Here is an 18,283-nt window from a genome sequence, read left to right as displayed (position 1 = left end):
CGATGAAAGGCCGCCTGCTGGATGCCATCCCGCTTAACAGCCTGACGGGCGTGGGCGCGGCGCAAAGCAATAAGCTGGCAAAAATTGGCCTGCACACCGTGCAGGATCTCCTGCTTCACCTCCCCCTGCGTTACGAAGACCGCACCCAGCTCTACAAGATTGGCGATCTCCTTCCCGCCATTTACGCCACCGTTGAAGGCGAAGTCCTGAACTGCAACATCACCTTCGGCGGACGCCGGATGATGACCTGCCAGATCAGCGACGGCACCGGCATTCTCACCATGCGTTTTTTCAACTTCAGCGCGGCGATGAAAAACAGCCTGGCGACGGGCCGCAGGGTGCTGGCCTATGGCGAAGCCAAACGCGGTAAATACGGCGCAGAGATGATCCACCCGGAGTACCGCGTGCAGGGCGATCTCAGCACGCCGGAAATGCAGGAGACGCTCACTCCGGTTTACCCAACGACCGAAGGCATCAAGCAGGCGACGTTGCGCAAGCTCACCGATCAGGCGCTGGAGCTGCTGGATACCTGCGCCATCACCGAGCTGCTGCCGCCCGAGCTGGCGCAGGGCATGATGAGCCTGCCCGAGGCGCTGCGCACCCTGCACCGCCCGCCGCCAACGCTACAGCTCAGCGATTTAGAAAGCGGCAAACACCCCGCCCAACGGCGTCTTATCCTTGAGGAATTACTGGCGCATAACCTGAGCATGCTGGCACTTCGCGCTGGCGCACAGCGTTTCCATGCCCAAGCATTAAGCCAGAATGATGAACTCAAAGATAAGCTGCTGGCCTCGCTGCCGTTTAAACCCACCGGCGCGCAAGCGCGCGTCACCGCCGAGATTGAACGCGATATGGCACTCGACGTGCCGATGATGCGCCTGGTGCAGGGCGACGTGGGTTCCGGCAAAACGCTGGTTGCCGCCCTGGCGGCCCTGCGCGCGATTGCCCACGGCAAGCAGGTGGCGCTGATGGCACCGACCGAACTGCTGGCTGAACAGCACGCCAACAATTTCCGCGCCTGGTTCGCGCCGCTGGGCATTGAAGTGGGCTGGCTGGCCGGGAAGCAAAAAGGCAAAGCGCGCCTTGCGCAACAGGAGGCTATTGCCAGCGGGCAGGTGCAGATGATTGTCGGCACGCACGCCATCTTCCAGGAGCAGGTGCAGTTTAACGGTCTTGCGCTGGTGATTATCGACGAGCAGCACCGCTTCGGCGTGCATCAGCGTCTGGCATTATGGGAAAAAGGCCTGAAGCAGGGCTTCCACCCGCATCAGCTGATCATGACCGCCACGCCGATCCCGCGTACCCTGGCGATGACCGCCTACGCCGATCTGGATACCTCCACCATCGACGAACTGCCGCCGGGCCGTACGCCGGTCACAACGGTCGCCATTCCTGACACGCGCCGCAGCGATATCATCGACCGCGTGCGCAACGCCTGCACCCACGAAGGGCGTCAGGCCTACTGGGTCTGTACGCTGATTGAAGAGTCTGAACTGCTGGAAGCGCAGGCTGCCGAAGCAACGTGGGAAGAGCTTAAGCTGGCGCTGCCGGAGCTGAACGTGGGTCTGGTTCACGGACGCATGAAGCCCGCCGAAAAACAGGCGGTGATGCAGTCGTTCAAGCAGGGTGATTTACATCTGCTGATCGCCACCACGGTGATCGAAGTCGGCGTGGACGTCCCCAATTCCAGCCTGATGATCATCGAAAACCCGGAACGTCTCGGCCTTGCCCAGCTCCACCAGCTGCGCGGGCGCGTTGGCCGTGGCGCGGTAGCGTCCCACTGCGTACTGCTCTACAAAGCGCCTCTTTCCAAAACCGCCCAGATGCGTCTGCAGGTGCTGCGTGACAGCAACGACGGTTTTGTGATTGCGCAAAAAGACCTGGAGATCCGCGGCCCGGGCGAACTGCTGGGCACGCGTCAGACGGGGAACGCGGAATTCAAAGTAGCGGATTTACTGCGCGATCAGGCCATGATCCCAGAAGTTCAGCGCCTGGCCCGCCATATTCACGAACGCTACCCCGAACAGGCGGCAGCGTTAATTGAGCGCTGGATGCCGGAAACCGAACGCTACTCCAACGCCTGATTTCAGCCAAACATCGGCAGCATCAGGTACAGCTTGATCACCAGCGCGTTGACGATATCAATAAAGAACGCCCCGACCATCGGGACCACCAGAAACGCCATGTGAGATGGCCCGAATCGTTCGGTGATCGCCTGCATGTTGGCGATAGCCGTAGGGGTTGCCCCCAGACCAAACCCACAGTGACCCGCCGCCAGCACCGCCGCATCGTAATTTTTACCCATCATGCGCCAGGTGACGAACATGGCATAGAGCGCCATAAACAGGGCCTGCACCGCCAGAATCGCCACCATCGGCAGCGCCAGCGAGGCCAGCTCCCACAGCTTGAGGCTCATCAGCGCCATCGCCAGGAACAGCGACAGGCAGACGTTGCCGAGCACCGATACCGCCCGTTCAAACACGCGGTAGAAGCCCATCAGCGCCAGACCGTTGCTCAGGATCACCCCGATAAACAGCACGCAGACAAACGTCGGCAGTTCAAATGCGGAACCCGCCAGCCATTGCGCAACCACTTTGCCCACGGTCAGGCAGATGGCAATCATCGCGATGGTTTCAATCAGCACCAGCGAGGTGATGCTGCGCCCAACGTCCGGCTTTTCGAACGCGGTCGGCACCAGCTCATCGTCAGGTCTGCCGTTCGGCGTGGTGGAGTGCTTAACCAGATATCGCGCCACCGGACCGCCAATCAGGCCGCCCAGCACCAGGCCAAAGGTCGCACAGGCCATCGCCACTTCCGTCGCGTTTTCAAAACCGTAGCGCTCGACGAACAATTTACTCCACGCCGCCCCGGTACCGTGACCGCCTGACAGCGTAATCGACCCTGCCAGCAGCCCCATCAGCGGATCCAGCCCCAGCAGCGTTGCCATGCCGATGCCAATGGCGTTTTGCATCAGCAGCAGCCCCACCACCACAATCAGGAATACGCCGAGCACCTTACCGCCCGAGCGCAGGCTCGCCAGATTGGCGTTCAGGCCGATAGTGGCAAAGAAGGCCAGCATCAGCGGGTCTTTCAGGGACATATCAAAATCGATTTCCCAGCCCATGCTTTTTTTCAGTATCAGCAGGGCCAGCGCCACCAGCAGGCCGCCGGCGACAGGTTCAGGAATGGTGTATTTCTTCAGAAGGGAAACGCTGTGGACCAGCTTGCGACCAAGCAGAAGAACCAGCGTTGCGGCAACAAGGGTCGACAACGTATCGAGATGAATCATAAAAGGCTCCTGTTATGCGCGTGTTCCATACACACGCGGCGTTATCCTGGGCCGGGTTGCGCTCTTCATGAGCCCCCGGCGCAAAAAGTGTAATTTTTTTTCCCCACGCGTTGTAGAAAACCTGCTCACATCGGCAGATTTTCTTCCCTTTTTTTGCTGGCAATCGTTTGCTTTTACCAGGTGGTCAGATAAAATGCCCGCTTTTCCACCGTGGGATTGCCGCCGATGTCCGTTAACACCATAGAGTCGCCTGATGCGCAACCGATTGCGCAGAAGCACAATAGCGAACTGATTTACCGCCTTGAAGACCGCCCGCCGCTGCCGCAAACGCTTTTCGCCGCCTGCCAGCATCTTCTGGCGATGTTTGTTGCGGTGATCACCCCGGCGCTGCTGATTTGCCAGGCGCTCGGTTTACCGGCGCAGGACACGCAGCACATTATCAGCATGTCTCTCTTCGCCTCCGGCGTGGCCTCGATTATACAAATTAAAGCATGGGGTCCGGTGGGATCGGGTTTATTGTCGATTCAGGGCACCAGCTTTAACTTCGTGGCACCGCTGATCATGGGCGGTACGGCGCTGAAAACCGGCGGTGCGGATGTCCCAACCATGATGGCGGCGCTGTTCGGCACGCTGATGCTGGCCAGCTGCACGGAGATGGTGATCTCCCGCGTTCTGCATCTGGCTCGCCGCGTCATCACCCCGCTGGTTTCCGGCGTGGTCGTAATGATTATCGGCCTGTCGCTGATCCAGGTGGGCCTGACCTCCATCGGCGGCGGCTATGCCGCCATGAGCGACCACACCTTCGGCGCGCCGAAAAACCTGCTGCTGGCGGGCGTGGTACTGGCGATCATTATTCTGCTTAATCGTCAGCGTAACCCTTACCTGCGCGTCGCCTCGCTGGTGATCGCCATGGCGGCGGGCTATCTGCTGGCGTGGGCGCTGGGCATGCTGCCGGAAAACACCGCGCCGACCAACAGCGCGCTGATCGTCGTCCCCACGCCGCTCTACTACGGCCTGGGCATTGACTGGGGTCTGCTCCTGCCGCTGATGCTGGTGTTTATGATCACCTCTCTGGAGACCATCGGCGACATCACCGCTACCTCGGACGTCTCCGAGCAGCCGGTGTCCGGCCCGCTGTACATGAAGCGCCTGAAAGGCGGCGTGCTGGCGAACGGCCTGAACTCGTTTGTCTCTGCGGTATTCAACACCTTCCCGAACTCCTGCTTCGGCCAGAACAACGGCGTGATCCAGCTGACCGGCGTGGCCAGCCGCTACGTGGGTTTCGTGGTGGCGCTGATGCTGATCGTCCTCGGCCTGTTCCCGGCGGTCAGCGGCTTTGTGCAGCATATCCCCGAGCCGGTGCTGGGCGGCGCAACGCTGGTGATGTTCGGGACTATCGCGGCCTCCGGCGTGCGTATCGTCTCCCGCGAGCCGCTGAACCGCCGCGCGATCATGATTATCGCCCTGTCGCTGGCGGTCGGTCTGGGGGTTTCCCAGCAGCCGCTGATCCTGCAGTTTGCGCCAGACTGGGTGAAAAACCTGCTCTCTTCCGGCATTGCCGCGGGCGGTATTACCGCTATCGTTCTGAACCTCGTTTTCCCGCCTGAGAAAAATTGATTTCTCTCACGGCAGGCAGTCAATGCCTGCCGTGACATCTCATTACACCATTCCCGCCTTGAGGATTGCGCATAAATCGTGCATAACTCCCTTATGTGCGTTTTGCGGGATGGAAGACCATGAAATTTATTGGAAAGCTCCTTATCTATCTTCTGGTAGCCCTGCTCATTGTGCTGCTGGCGTTCTACATTCTGCTCCAGACCCGCTGGGGCGCGTCTCAGGTCAGCAGCTGGGTGACGGTGAATACCGACTACGAACTCAGTTTCGACAAGATGAATCACCGCTTTTCGTCGCCTTCCCACATCATTCTGGAAAACGTTACCTTCGGTCGGGACGGTAAACCCGCCACGCTGGTTGCCAAAAAAGTCGATATCGGCCTGAGCAGCCGCCAGATAACCGATCCGCTGCATATGGACACCATCACCCTGTTCGACGGCACGCTGAATCTGTCGCCCCAGACGGCACCGCTGCCTTTTCAGGCGGATCGCCTGCAGCTAAATAACATGGCGTTTAACAGCCCAAATACCGAATGGGACCTGAGCGCGCAGAAGGTCACGGGCGGCGTCAGCCCGTGGCAGCCGGAAGCGGGCAACGTGCTGGGGAACAACGCGCAGATTCAGATGAGCGCAGGCTCGCTGACCCTGAACGGCGTGCCGGCCACCAACGTGCTGATCGAGGGCCAGCTTAACGGCAAGGAAGTGGTGCTGAACACCATTGGTGCCGACATGGCCCGTGGCTCACTCACCGGATCCGCCCTGCGCAATGCCGACGGGAGCTGGATTATCGACACCATGCGCCTGAACGAAATTCGCCTGCAGAGCGATAAAACGCTTATGGCGTTCTTCGCGCCGCTGGCCACCATCCCCTCTCTGCAGATTGGCCGTCTGGACGTGACCGACGCCCGGCTTCAGGGCCCGGACTGGGCGGTGACCGATCTCGACTTAAGCCTGCGCAACCTGACGTTAAGCAAGGGCGACTGGCAGAGCCAGGAAGGCCGCCTGTCCATGAACGCCAGCGAGTTTATCTACGGCTCGCTGCATCTTTTCGACCCTATCCTGAACGCGGAGTTTTCCCCGCAGGGCATGGCGCTGCGTCAGTTCACCTCTCGGTGGGAAGGCGGCATGGTACGCACTTCCGGTAACTGGCTGCGCGACGGTAAAGCGCTGGTGCTGGACGATGTCGCTATCGCCGGGCTGGAATACACCCTGCCTGAAAACTGGAAAACGCTGTGGATGGAGCCTCTGCCGGAATGGCTGAACAGCGTCACGATGCAAAAATTCGGCCTGAGCCGCAACCTGGTGATCGACATCGATCCTGCTTTCCCGTGGCAGATCACCTCTCTGGACGGCTATGGCGCAAACCTGCAGCTGGTGAAAGATCGCCAGTGGGGCGTCTGGGGCGGCAACGCAACCCTCAACGGCGCGGCGGCGACCTTTAACCGCGTGGACGTGCGCCGTCCGTCGCTGGCGCTGAATGCGAACGCCGCCACGGTGAACATTACCGACCTGAGCGCCTTTACCGAGAAAGGTATTCTTGAAGCCACGGCGACGGTTTCACAGCTGCCGCAGCGGCAGACCACGGTGAGCCTGAACGGGCGCGGCGTGCCGCTCAACGTGCTGCAGCAGTGGGGCTGGCCTGCGCTGCCGATTACGGGCGACGGCAATATTCAGCTCACCGCCAGCGGTAGCGTGCAGGCGAATGCCCCGTTGAAGCCGACGGTGAATGCAAAGCTGAGCGCGGTAAATATGGATAAACAGCAGGTGCAGCAGACGATGGCGGGCGGTGTAGTTTCAACACCGGTGCAATAAACAAGCCGGGTGGCGGCTACGCCTTACCCGGCCTACGAGGTTTTGGTTCCCTCTCCCTGTGGGAGAGGGCCAGGGTGAGGGCATCAGACCGCATTATTATCGTAGGCCCGGTAAGCGAAGCGCCACCGGGCATTTTTGCGGCTCAGAAGTGAACCACCACCTCATTCCCCTCCGCTTTCACCACCACACCCCACTCGCTGCCTACATGTGAACCGCCTTTTACGCCGCCGACCTTCTGCACGTTGCGCAAGCACACCGACCAGTTTTGCGCGTCTCCCGCGCCGGTAAAGGTCACGATGTCGCCCCGACGTGACGCCTTCAGCGTAAACGCAACCGAACCGTCCGCCGCAGGCACTTCGCTCACCGCCGTGGCGCCGTCGTCCAGGTTAAACAGCTGGAAGGCCGTCCCCGCGTTCCACGCGTAGTCCGGCTTCTGGTTATTGTTACCCAGCGCCAGCAGCGTGTTGTCGCGCACGTAGACCGGCAGGCTCTGGAAATCGTGCTGCTGCTTATGCCAGCGGCTACCCTCGATTTCATCGTTGTGCCACAGGTGCGTCCAGCGCCCTTCCGGCAGGTAGAACTGCACGTCGCCCGCCTCGGAGAACACCGGCGCCACCATCATTGAATCCCCCAACATGTACTGGCGGTCGAGGTAATCGCACGCCGGATCGTCCGGGAACTCCAGCATCATCGCCCGCAGCATCGGCGTGCCGAACTCGCGGGCCAGCGCCGCCTGACGATACAGGTACGGCATCAGCTGACATTTCAGCTGCGTGAAGTGGCGCACCACATCGCAGGACTCGTCATCGTACGCCCACGGCACGCGGTAGGATTTGCTGCCGTGCAGGCGGCTGTGGCTGGAGAACAGCCCGAACGCGCACCAGCGTTTGTAGACGTGCGCCGGAGCGGTGTTTTCGAACCCGCCGATATCGTGGCTCCAGAACCCGAAGCCGGACAGGCCAATCGACAGCCCGCCGCGCAGGCTTTCGGCCATCGACTCATAGTTGGCGTAGCAGTCGCCACCCCAGTGTACCGGGAACTGTTGCGCACCCACGGAGGCAGAACGGGCAAACAGCACCGCCTCTTCTTCTCCCACCGTCTCTTTCAGCACGTTCCACACCAGTTCGTTGTAGATGTAGGCGTAATGGTTGTGCATCTTCTGCGGATCGGAACCGTCAAACCACTGGACGTCCGTCGGGATACGCTCGCCGAAGTCGGTCTTGAAGCAGTCGACGCCGATCTCCACCAGGCCTTTCAGTTTGTCCGCATACCACCTGCACGCGTCCGGGTTGGTGAAGTCATAGATCGCCAGCCCCGGCTGCCATTTGTCCCACTGCCACAGGGAGCCGTCCGGGCGCTTCAGCAGGTAGCCCTTCTCTTTCAACTCCCGGAAGATCGGCGATTTCTGGCCGATATACGGATTGATCCACACGCAGACCTTCAGCCCTTTCTCTTTCAGGCGGCGGATCATGCCTTCCGGATCCGGGAAGGTCACCGGGTCCCACTCGAAGTCGCACCACTGGAAGGCCTTCATCCAGAAGCAGTCGAAGTGGAACACGTGCAGCGGCAGGTTGCGCTCGGCCATGCCGTCGATAAAGCTGTTTACCGTCGCTTCGTCGTAGTTGGTGGTGAACGAGGTGGTCAGCCACAGGCCGAACGACCACGCAGGCGGCAGCGCCGGACGGCCGGTGAAGCGGGTATAGCGGTTCAGCACTTCTTTCGGCGTCGGGCCGTCGATCACGAAGTACTCGAGATATTCCCCTTCCACGCTGAACTGCACTTTGGAGACCTTCTCGGAGCCGACTTCAAACGAGACGTTCTCGGGGTGATTCACCAGCACGCCGTAGCCGCGGTTGGTCAGGTAGAATGGGATGTTTTTGTAGGACTGCTCGGTGCTGGTACCGCCGTCGCGGTTCCAGGTTTCGACCGTCTGGCCGTTGCGCACCAGCGCGGTAAAGCGCTCGCCCAGACCGTAGACCGTTTCGCCCACGCCCAGATCCAGACGTTCGAACACGTAATTGCGGTCGGTATTGCTGTCCTGCACGTAGCCGTTGTTTTTCAGCTGGCTGCCGGTAATGCGCTGGCCGTTACGCAGGAAATCCAGCGCCCAGAACTCGCCTTTGGCGACGCGCACGCTGACGCTGCCGCTTTTCAGCTCGGCAAAATCGGCGTTGTTTTCAATCTCTACCTTCACGTCTTTTAATACGTTGAGCGGATAGTGCGGGCCGTTATTCAGCGCGCCCTGGAAATGCTCGATACGCACCCCGACAATTCCCTCCTGCGGGGCAAACAGGCGCACCGTGAACATCAACGTGTCGAGCTGCCAGGTGCGTTCGCGCACGTCACGCGGCGCAACAAACACCACCAGGTCATTGCCCTGCTGCTCCACGTCGAACACCTGCACCGGATACGTCACGTTCAGGCCCGGTTGAATAAGCCAGTTTCCATCACTGATTTTCATACTCTCGTCCTCTTAGTTCTGTAATTCTTTGCTGACCGGCAGGTTTTCAAACTCCTGCTGATTGCGGCGCGCGCCCTGCGCCAGCTCGCTCATGATTTTGGTCAGGAAAGGGGTTTTCAGCGTGTAGTAGCGTTTGGCGATGATGGCGCTCAGCACGTAGCAGACCGCCGGGGCCAGGGTAAACAGGCCGATAATGATGCTGATGGTCGCGCTGTTCTGGGTTTTGGCTGCCGCGTCGTAGCCGCCGCCTGCCAGCATCCAGCCGATCATCGCCCCGCCCAGCGCCAGGCCGAGCTTCAGCACGAACAGCGTGCCCGCAAAGCTGATGCCGGTCAGGCGTTTGCCGTTGGTCCATTCGCCGTAGTCGACGGTATCGGACATCATCACCCACTGGATCGGCGTCACCAGCTGGTGCAGCATGCCGATGACGAAGATAAAGGCGAACATCAGCACGGTGGCATGCATCGGGACGAAGAACATCGCCACGCTGACCACCGCCAGCGCGGCGTTGGTCCACCAGAAGATGCTGACCTTGCACTTCCAGTCGGTGAGCGGTTTCGCCAGCGCGGAGCCGATCAGGTTGCCGACGCAGTAGGTGGTGAGGAACGCGACGAACACCTCCGGCGAGCCCATGATCCAGGTGCAGTAGTACATCATCGCGCCGCCGCGCACGCAGACGGCTAGGATGTTGAGGATGGTGAGCACGCCGACGATGCGCCACTGGTCGTTGTGCCAGATGTCGCGCAGGTCTTCCCGCATAGAGGTGGTGCTCGGCGGCACCTCTATGCGCTCTTTGGTGGTAAAGAAGCAGAACGCCAGCATCAGGAACGCGACCACCGACAGCACGGCGATCCCGCCCTGGAAGCCGAACGCCTTATCGTCGCCGCCAATCAGGTTCACCAGCGGCATCATCAGCACCGTGGAGAGCATGCCGCCCGCCGTCGCCAGCACGAAGCGCCAGGACTGAAGGGAGATACGCTGCGTCGGGTCGTTGGTGATCACGCCACCGAGCGCGCAGTACGGGATGTTGACCACGGTATAGAGCAGGGTCAGCAGGGTGTAAGTAACGGCGGCGTAAATCATTTTGCCGTTGAGGCTGAGGTCCGGCGTGGTGTAGGCCAGCACGCAGACGATGCCGAACGGGATAGCGCCAAACAAAATCCACGGACGGAACTTGCCCCAGCGGCTGCGGGTGCGGTCGGCAATCAGGCCCATGCACGGGTCGGAAATCGCATCCAGCGCGCGCGCCAGCAGGAACATGGTGCCGACAAACCCGGCGGGAATGCCGAAAATATCGGTGTAGAAAAACATCATGTACAACATGACGTTATCAAAAATGATGTGGCTGGCGGCGTCTCCCATGCCGTAGCCAATCTTCTCTTTTACTGACAATACTTCGCTCATCTTTTTTATCCTTCACGCTGTAGGGGGCGCTGAGACCGGTTGCATTGGTTTTAAACCATTGTTTCAAAGGCGGGTATTGCGTTTTCTGGTTAGCAGATTACGTTTCTTGTTTTTTGTGATCGCGGTAAATGTTGAGAGCACGAAGGGCTAACATGAGGATTTTCTTAGGAATTAACTGAAACAGGGGTGTACAGGTTAAAAGAGAGGTGAAAAAAGTGTGTCGGGGTATGTGGTAAATGCCTGAAAGTAGCTATAATGCGCCCCGCCTCCATGTAGCAATCGAGGCGCGGAAGATCGTCATCTCCGGTGAGGTGGCTGGACTTCAAATCCAGTTGGGGACGCCAGCGTTCCCGGGCAGGTTCGACTCCTGTGATCTTCCGCCAAAGTTCCTCCTCACCCATCCGAGAAAGTCTTAAAAACCCTTTATTTTCAATCACCATTGTAGATTAATCATCCGTAGCAGTCCGACAAGTTCTCCCTGAATCCATGAAAAATATGTATAGTGATGTGTATAGATTTTTTATACACATTTTTGGCTTATACACATGGCACTTACAGACATACAAATCAAACGAGCAAAGCCCCAAGACAAGCCATACACATTGAACGACGGGCAAGGCCTGTCATTGCTTATCAATCCCGATGGCTCGAAAGGCTGGCGTTTCCGTTTCCGCTTTGCCGGGAAAGCACGGCTAATGTCATTTGGCAGCTACGACCTTGTGAGCCTCGCAGAAGCACGTGAGAAACGCGATACAGCTCGTAAGCAGGTAGCAAACGGCATAGACCCAGTGGAAGAACGTAAAGCCCAAAAGCTTGCACAGCAGCTCTCAACAGAAAACTCATTCGAAGCGATATGTCGGGAGTGGCATTCTAGTAAAGCCGATCGCTGGACACTGGCCTACCGCGAAGAAATCATTAAAACATTTGAGCAAGATGTGTTCCCGTTGATTGGGAAACGTCCTATCAGTGAAATCAAACCGTTAGAACTGCTTGAAGTATTGCGCCGAATAGAGAAGCGTGGGGCACTTGAGAAAACACGTAAGGTGCGTCAGAGGTGCGGTGAGGTTTATCGCTATGCAATCATAACTGGCCGCGCTGAATACAATCCTGCGCCTGATTTAGCCATCGCTCTGGCCGTTCCGAAGCAAAAGCACCATCCTTTTCTATCTGCCGAAGAGCTGCCTCATTTCATTCGGGATTTGGAAGCATACACCGGCAGCATCATCACCAAAAATGCTACAAAGATAGTCATGCTAACTGGTGTAAGAACGCAGGAGATGCGCTTTGCTACATGGGAAGAAGTTGACTTGGATAAAGGTATATGGGAGATACCAGCAGAACGGATGAAAATGCGCAGACCACATATTGTACCTTTGTCTACTCAGGTGGTAGACCTCTTTAAACAGCTCAAGCCTATCACTGGTCATTATCCCTACATTTTTATTGGTAGAAACAATCGAAGCAAGCCTATTTCTAAAGAAAGTGTGTCACAAGTGATTGAGCTACTTGGCTACAAAGGACGTGCTACGGGTCACGGTTTTAGACATACAATGTCGACAATATTGCATGAACAAGGGTTTGATAGTGCTTGGATTGAATTGCAGCTAGCGCACGTCGATAAGAATAGTATTCGCGGTGTGTACAATCATGCTAATTATGAGCGAAATAGAAAAAAAATGTTACAATGGTATGCTGATTATATTTTAACTGGAGATGTCTGATGCAAGAGAAACTTCAATGGGTATTGGATAATAAAGAATGGTTATTCTCAGGTGCCGGCTTATTGATTGTCACATTTATCATATTTATCGCTAAATTATTCTTTCGGTCGGAAAAAGATGGGAACAAATCTAACAAACAAAAGTCTTGCATGTTTACAATTGGGTCGAACAATAAAGCAAAAAATACTCAGAAGAATGAGCAATAATAACTCTCAAAAATCAACAATAAACGTTATTGGCTCAAATAATGATGCCAAGGTTAATCAATACAATATTTCAATTTACGCCAATGATGTTCTATCAATCCCTAACGAAATTAGAGAGGGAATAGTTGATGCTTTAGAGAATGAACTAGTTCATTCTGAGCTTAATATTTTTTTATGCTACCCCAATAAATTACAAGACAAGCATTTCGACTCATGTATTAAAAACTTAAAGACCGAACTTATTAAAATAGATGCTGTGGTATATGAGGGAGGAGGGAAACAGCCCTTACCTGAGACTGAAAGTCTATATACGCATATAGCAGAACTGGATTTCATCAAGAAAAAATGCGACAGCATCATAATATTTGTTTTGGATGAATTAACTCTATCTCAAATAACTTTAATTAGTTATTATAAAGTTACAAAGGATATAAAAAAACTAGATTTAATAGTCATTTTTAATGATAAAATCAAAAACCTTGATAAATTTTTCTCATTGGGAGTCATTCAGTACTGCGACGATAATAGTATAAAAATATTTAACATAACTGATATAGAAAATGAGAAAATCGATAACATTATCAGACGAATCAGAAATAAAAAACTAATCTCTAAGGATAAAGGGCTTTTAGGAGGGTAAATGTCTAACTCTATAAACTTTCGCTTACTATTATGGGCAAATTCAATTATCCAACCTGCGTCACCATCAGAGACACTGAATTATCTTAAATTATTATTAGCAGACGGTGAGACATTACCTGACATTGAATCTATAAGGCTATACTTTAGAGAGTTACAAAAAATTGGCTATCTGGAAGTAGTATCAATTAAAAACGAGCTTTATTCTGTAACTCCTGCAGGCGAAGATAAACTTACCGCAAATTTAAAAAAACTAAGAGACAAACTACGTATTTTTCTTCTTGACAAATGTCACGAATCTACTAAATTGGAAACGCTAGCCTCTACTGATACAAAGAATATGGGCGGCGAATCGCCGTCTTTGCAGTTAAGGCCATACATAAAAGAGGTTCCGCACCCAAGCCTGTCTTGGGCGTCCGGGACCTTGCCCAGTCGCCCAAGACAGGCTTGGGTGCGGATCTTTGAGCAATTACGAATTGGTTCAATGTCCAGTAGTAAGGCTAGCTCTTTTTCAAATAGCATTGAATTTTTAAACACCGAAAAAAAACATATAGCTGCTCCCCTTTTCTATTCATACAAATCATTAAATAATCCTCTTTTCGAAAATAACGGCATTTTGACAATTGCATCTTGTTTAGGGCTTACTCCTCGACTTATTAGTTCAATGATAAAAAACCCTGAGAAATATTATCGTTTTTATGAAATGAATAAAAAAAACGGTGGAGTCCGCAAAATATCAGCTCCGAGAAAATTTCTAAAAGTCACACAGTATTGGATTAATGATTACTTTTTGAATAGATTAAAAATTCACTCTTCATGTTTCTCATATAGAAAAGGCGTTAGCATTCATGATAATGCATATCCACACCAAGATAGTAAATTTATCGCGAACATTGATATCGAGAATTATTTTGATTCCATAAATAAAACCATGATAAAAAACTGTCTTCTCAGATGCAATATATCTGAGCACCTAGTTAATGCCATATCTGGCTTAACAACTCTATATGGTACCTTACCTCAAGGCGCACCAACCAGTCCTAGTATATCAAATGCTATATTGCATGACTTTGATGAAGCGATGACAAATCAGGCGCTAGTACGAAACTGTGTATATACCAGATATTCGGATGATATAACAATAAGTGGAAATAAAAGATATTTAGTGGAGGAATTGGTTGGTCTTGCAAGGAATAAAATTAACAATCTTGGATTTACTTTAAACAATTCAAAGTATAGGTTGCTCTCATATAATAACAGGCAAGCTGTTACTGGTATTTTAGTTAACGGTCCCCTTAGACCAACTCGTGCATATCGTAGAAAAGTCAGGGCAATTTTTGATCAGGCGCTAAAGTCAAATGATCGAAACCCATTAACGTTAAGCACACTGAAGGGGCATTTCAATTATCTAAAATCCTTCAAAAAATTCGGTTTTAGCTTCGAAGAGGACAAGTACTTATCTATCCTTGATAAATTATCAAAATAGTTTTAGCGCGCAATGCTCTCCCCGCCCCGCCTGCCCGCTTAAGGGGGCGCTTTTAATGCAGGTGCATGATTGGTCTCAGGGCGCGCCAGTGCTGGCGCTGGCGGGGAATTCAGTGTCGTTAAAACGCATGCAAAACCATGCACCTATGCATGCATGGCTTTTGTACGTAAAAATGGCGGGATTTTCGGGGATTTTTAAGCGGACTACTGCACGGCCAGTTCTGTACGGCGGCGGGTGTAATTCAGGTTCTGTGCAGGCGTGAATTTTTCACGATTATCATCGCGCGAAGCCGCGTCAGGCCTGAACCCTATGGCCGTTAAAATGTCATTATCCTGCACCGAATAATTAATTTTTTCACCCGCGGACAGCCAGAGCTGTAACGCCTCCCGCAGACAGTCGAGTGAGTGCTGCATGGCGCAGCGCTGAACGGCGGAATGCTGCCCGGAATAATTCATCAGCTCGGGGGCAAGGGCGGCGGCCAGCTCCGCGCCGTGCACCTGCATAAAATCATTTAAACGGTCGCGGATGCTGATGCGCTGCACCTCCTCATGCAAGCGGATATAACGCCCGGCAGCCTGATTTATTTCCCACTTTTTCACGTCAATAATCTCGCGCAGCGTTTGCAGGCTCCGGCCGCTGTGGCCGTTACCGGCAAGCTGTTCGCGGTATGCCTGTTCGGCCTGCTTCAGTTCATCCCTGCGTTGCAGCCAGGCGGATTTATTTGCCTGACAGGCCTCAAAGGCTTTCTGTAGCATCAGTGTGGTCACGTAAGTTTCTCCTGATGACTGGTCGTGTTTAAGCGCCCGCACGGTTAACGGTGGCTGCCGGTTCGGACGCAGGAATGACCGGCTCTGTCGGCGGCGGACAGATAATCCCGTCAACGGATTCAAGCGTGCGGAAAGTTGCCGAGCACTCGATATTCACGCACTGGTGATAGCGCTGTTTAACGTTCTCTGACAGATAACGACTGGTGCGGGCGTGTGCACTGGTTTTGCAGAACGGACAGTGAAACATACTTATGCCTCCACCTTAGTGCCGTCATTTTCAGACAGCTTTCTGGCGAGCATCATTCTCTTCGCCGGGCTGCGTAACAACTCCATATCCACACCGGTAATCTGTGGCCGGTGCATGCCCGTCACGGACAATACCGGCTCCTGCTTCATATCGAACTGATACAGGCTGCCCTGACGGCTCAGCGCATCGCGCAGCTCGCCGATGGCCACGGACTGCGGTGCGCTGTCACCCTTCATTTCGAGGGCACGAATGCGCAGCAGGAAAGCACGAATGAGCGCGGCGGGGAGCGTGTTGACCGCCTGAGCCCATTCCGCACCGGCATAAGTGGTAAAGGCATCATCATGCGCTGACAGGTATTTATTGCCGGTGGAGCAGGCATTCAGCATGGCGCGTGTCCGGTCAGTCTCCAGCTCCGCAATCAGGCCGGTGAACTCGTCGGCCAGCTCGCGACTGGCGATACGCTTGCTGTGCTCAGCTTTCATTTCAGGGGTGAGATTGCCGCGCAGGGTGCGGAAGCGGCTGCGCCAGTCCTGCTCCGCCTCTGCACTCTCACTGAGGGCGGTCTGCCGCTCCTGCTTACAGCGTTCAATGGACGTATCAATCTCTTTCAGTTCCTGCATGCTGGCCGCGTGCGTGTCTCTGGCCGCAGTGAATGCGCTCAGCTTATATGTGATGCGCTGGCTGCTCTCTGCAGACTGTTGGGCGGCTACATTCTGCAGGGCGGTGATGACTGTTTCGGGTTTCATGTTCAGGCTCTCCGTGTGTTCAACCTGAAATGATTCTGCCCTTCATCACACAACATCTCGATTCATTGCAGTTGTGGCAGTTCTGGCACAAATAGCACTTAAAACCCGGCTTGCCAGAGAAAGGTCTCAGCAAAACCTTTCTCTCAATTTTTTTTTTTACTTATAACTATTCACCACTGTTCACCTTAAATAAAAATATAAGAAATACAGTAAGATAAAGGGTGAACAGTTGACGGCATGACTGTTCACCGTCTGTTCACCACTGTTCACCCTCCTGTTTTGCTCTGTCTATACCACTTAGACTTTATTTCGATTAAAAATGAAAAACGTATAACTAAAAGTAATAGAAATTGCTGCATTGTAATGCAGTGATTTGCATATGTTTGCCAGCGTTTTCCTTTGTTTGCCATAGCGAAAAGTCAATGTTTGTTTCCCCAAAAATCTCACATGACCTGAGGAAAAATATAGACATAATAAGGAGCTACCCGAAGCCGGACGGACATGACCGGCACTGTATGGACATTATGAGGTAGCCCGATGCACACCGCTTTTTCTTCCCCGTCTTCTGCCCCTGCCGCGCCGCTGATGCCGGTTTCTGATACCGTTCACGAGCGCTTTATCCGTCTCCCCGAAGTGATGCATCTGTGCGGCCTGTCCCGCTCGACTATTTACGACCTCATCAGCCGGGAGGCTTTTCCGAAGCAAATATCCCTCGGCGGAAATAATGTGGCGTGGGCTCAGTCTGAAATCACTGCATGGATGGCGGATCGCATTGCCGAACGTAACCGGGACTATGACGCATGATGATGACCGTTCAGCAAACAGCCCCTTTTTCTGGCTTGCTTCTTTTCGCCGTTTCCAGGTATAGTTTTCCCGCTGTCGCAAAATCGGCAGCCGGGCGTGAGAACCCGAGTTACTCAGTGGCGACACCGGACGCGCCATGCGTCTTTTTTTGTGTCTATGCCTATGTGCACCTGTTGTTTACGCATCGGTTCTTAAGCCGTTGCTGTATCTGCGTAATGGTGGCTCAGGCGGGGCAGCCTTCGGGCTGGCCGGTACCCATTGAGGCCGGTTTCTCACCCCCGTCTGGGCTACCACCCGAGCGTGAGAACTCCGGTGGTAGCAGTAACCGCTACTCAATGGAGGCTGCCATCATGGCTACGACCCTAACCCCGTCACACCCGCAGTTTGTCTTTGTGTTTGCCGCTGTTCGTCGCACAGACCGTAAACCCCGTATCTGTATGCTCCGCACCGTTGCCGGTGATGAGCACGCCGCACGTCTTTCCCTCGCTCGCGATTACGTCCTCTCGTTTGCCGGTCGTCTGCCGGTTGCGGAGGTGCGCGCATGAGACACACCACCATTACCGCCCGCGACCTCGAATGCCTTGAGCACATGCGCAATGTCGGCCAGCTCGTCAATGAGCTGATGCAGGTGCAGGACTGTACGTCCGTTCGTCGTGACCCTGCGCAGCAGTTACAGCTTACCTCCGTGATTTACCTCATGACCGCCCAGCTCGACGGCGTGGTCGAACGCTGCAATCAGCAGTGGCTGACCGAAGAGGGTAACGTATGAAAAAGCCATTACCTCCCGTATTACGCGCCGCGCTGTATCGCCGCGCCGTGGCCTGTGCATGGCTGACCCTGTGCGAACGCCAGCACCGCTATCCGCACCTCACCCTTGACGCGCTGGAAAGCGCCATTGCCGCCGAGCTGGAGGGCTTCTACCTGCGCCAGCACGGCGAGGAAAAAGGCCGCCAGATTGCCTGTGCACTGCTGGAAGATTTAATGGAAGCCGGACCACTCAAAGCTGCCCCCTCGCTGTCCTTCCTCGGGCTGGCCGTGATGGATGAGCTTTGCGCCCGTCATATCACCGCACCGGTACTGCACTGAGG

At 54.6% G+C, this 18,283-nt stretch carries 16 protein-coding genes and 1 tRNA gene; 11 read left to right on the top strand and 6 right to left on the bottom strand.

What is annotated here, in order from left to right; all coding sequences use genetic code 11:
* Nucleotides 1-2 precede the first annotated feature (2 nt).
* Nucleotides 3-2,084 carry an ATP-dependent DNA helicase RecG gene (gene recG / locus N037_RS22655; protein WP_032643718.1) on the top strand — a complete coding sequence of 694 codons (2,082 nt, stop codon included), beginning with the start codon at nt 3-5 and terminating at the stop codon, nt 2,082-2,084.
* 2 nt (nt 2,085-2,086) lie between these two features.
* Here recG and gltS read toward each other — a convergent pair whose 3' ends face one another.
* Entirely contained in the window at nt 2,087-3,289 is a 1,203-nt protein-coding gene (gltS, locus tag N037_RS22650; protein ID WP_023334010.1) for a sodium/glutamate symporter, read from the bottom strand.
* 225 nt (nt 3,290-3,514) lie between these two features.
* On the opposite strand from gltS, the gene xanP reads away from it, so the two are divergent.
* Both xanP and N037_RS22640 read left to right on the top strand, forming a co-directional pair.
* Nucleotides 3,515-4,906, top strand: coding sequence for a xanthine/proton symporter XanP (xanP, locus tag N037_RS22645; protein ID WP_032643717.1), 1,392 nt, complete (start codon nt 3,515-3,517; stop codon nt 4,904-4,906).
* 119 nt (nt 4,907-5,025) lie between these two features.
* A complete protein-coding gene (locus N037_RS22640) occupies nt 5,026-6,714 on the top strand; it encodes an AsmA family protein (protein WP_032643715.1) in 1,689 nt (562 codons plus the stop codon).
* Nucleotides 6,715-6,856: 142 nt separating this feature from the next.
* On the opposite strand, the gene yicI is transcribed toward N037_RS22640, so the two are convergent.
* Together yicI and N037_RS22630 are read right to left on the bottom strand one after the other, a co-directional pair.
* On the bottom strand, nt 6,857-9,175 hold the full coding sequence (gene yicI / locus N037_RS22635; protein ID WP_032643713.1) for an alpha-xylosidase: 2,319 nt from the start codon (nt 9,173-9,175) through the stop codon (nt 6,857-6,859).
* Between the two features lie 12 nt (nt 9,176-9,187).
* Nucleotides 9,188-10,579: a glycoside-pentoside-hexuronide family transporter gene (locus N037_RS22630; protein WP_032643711.1), complete on the bottom strand. Its 1,392-nt coding sequence runs from the start codon at nt 10,577-10,579 to the stop codon at nt 9,188-9,190.
* 288 nt (nt 10,580-10,867) lie between these two features.
* On the opposite strand from N037_RS22630, the gene N037_RS22625 reads away from it, so the two are divergent.
* The 4 genes from N037_RS22625 to N037_RS24490 all read left to right on the top strand — a co-directional run bounded on the left by N037_RS22625 (nt 10,868) and on the right by N037_RS24490 (nt 14,631).
* Nucleotides 10,868-10,962, top strand: a tRNA-Sec gene (locus N037_RS22625).
* A gap of 162 nt (nt 10,963-11,124) precedes the next feature.
* Nucleotides 11,125-12,300 carry a tyrosine-type recombinase/integrase gene (locus N037_RS22620; protein ID WP_032643709.1) on the top strand — a complete coding sequence of 392 codons (1,176 nt, stop codon included), beginning with the start codon at nt 11,125-11,127 and terminating at the stop codon, nt 12,298-12,300.
* Between the two features lie 117 nt (nt 12,301-12,417).
* Complete coding sequence (locus tag N037_RS22610; RefSeq protein ID WP_156369751.1) at nt 12,418-13,146, top strand: hypothetical protein; 729 nt, start codon at nt 12,418-12,420, stop codon at nt 13,144-13,146.
* A complete protein-coding gene (locus N037_RS24490) occupies nt 13,147-14,631 on the top strand; it encodes a reverse transcriptase domain-containing protein (protein ID WP_072164046.1) in 1,485 nt (494 codons plus the stop codon).
* Between the two features lie 203 nt (nt 14,632-14,834).
* Here the strand turns inward: N037_RS24490 and N037_RS22605 are convergent, their stop codons facing one another.
* Genes N037_RS22605 through N037_RS22595 form a run of 3 tightly spaced genes read right to left on the bottom strand, consistent with a single transcriptional unit; the run spans nt 14,835 to nt 16,391 of the window.
* Entirely contained in the window at nt 14,835-15,398 is a 564-nt protein-coding gene (locus N037_RS22605; RefSeq protein WP_032643704.1) for a phage polarity suppression protein, read from the bottom strand.
* 28 nt (nt 15,399-15,426) lie between these two features.
* A complete protein-coding gene (locus N037_RS22600) occupies nt 15,427-15,645 on the bottom strand; it encodes an ogr/Delta-like zinc finger family protein (protein WP_032643703.1) in 219 nt (72 codons plus the stop codon).
* Between the two features lie 2 nt (nt 15,646-15,647).
* The gene (locus N037_RS22595; RefSeq protein ID WP_032643702.1) at nt 15,648-16,391 is read right to left on the bottom strand and encodes a hypothetical protein; all 744 of its coding nucleotides are present in this window, start codon (nt 16,389-16,391) and stop codon (nt 15,648-15,650) included.
* A gap of 537 nt (nt 16,392-16,928) precedes the next feature.
* Here N037_RS22595 and N037_RS22590 point away from each other — a divergent pair.
* Genes N037_RS22590 through N037_RS22575 form a run of 4 tightly spaced genes read left to right on the top strand, consistent with a single transcriptional unit; the run spans nt 16,929 to nt 18,281 of the window.
* Complete coding sequence (locus tag N037_RS22590; RefSeq protein ID WP_032643701.1) at nt 16,929-17,195, top strand: helix-turn-helix transcriptional regulator; 267 nt, start codon at nt 16,929-16,931, stop codon at nt 17,193-17,195.
* Nucleotides 17,192-17,740, top strand: a complete 549-nt coding sequence (locus N037_RS24475) for a host cell division inhibitor Icd-like protein (RefSeq protein ID WP_082440910.1) — start codon at nt 17,192-17,194, stop codon at nt 17,738-17,740. Before N037_RS22590 ends, N037_RS24475 begins: the two co-directional genes overlap by 4 nt.
* Complete coding sequence (locus tag N037_RS22580; protein ID WP_032643700.1) at nt 17,737-17,964, top strand: hypothetical protein; 228 nt, start codon at nt 17,737-17,739, stop codon at nt 17,962-17,964. Before N037_RS24475 ends, N037_RS22580 begins: the two co-directional genes overlap by 4 nt.
* Nucleotides 17,961-18,281 (top strand): DUF5375 domain-containing protein, encoded by a 321-nt coding sequence (locus N037_RS22575; protein ID WP_001472077.1) that lies wholly within the window; start codon nt 17,961-17,963, stop codon nt 18,279-18,281. Before N037_RS22580 ends, N037_RS22575 begins: the two co-directional genes overlap by 4 nt.
* Nucleotides 18,282-18,283: the final 2 nt, after the last annotated feature.

The organism is Enterobacter sp. EGD-HP1 (assembly GCF_000733275.2).
Classification (GTDB): domain Bacteria; phylum Pseudomonadota; class Gammaproteobacteria; order Enterobacterales; family Enterobacteriaceae; genus Enterobacter.
Note: the sequence above shows the minus strand (reverse complement) of the source record. Positions and strands in the feature narration are given on the sequence as shown.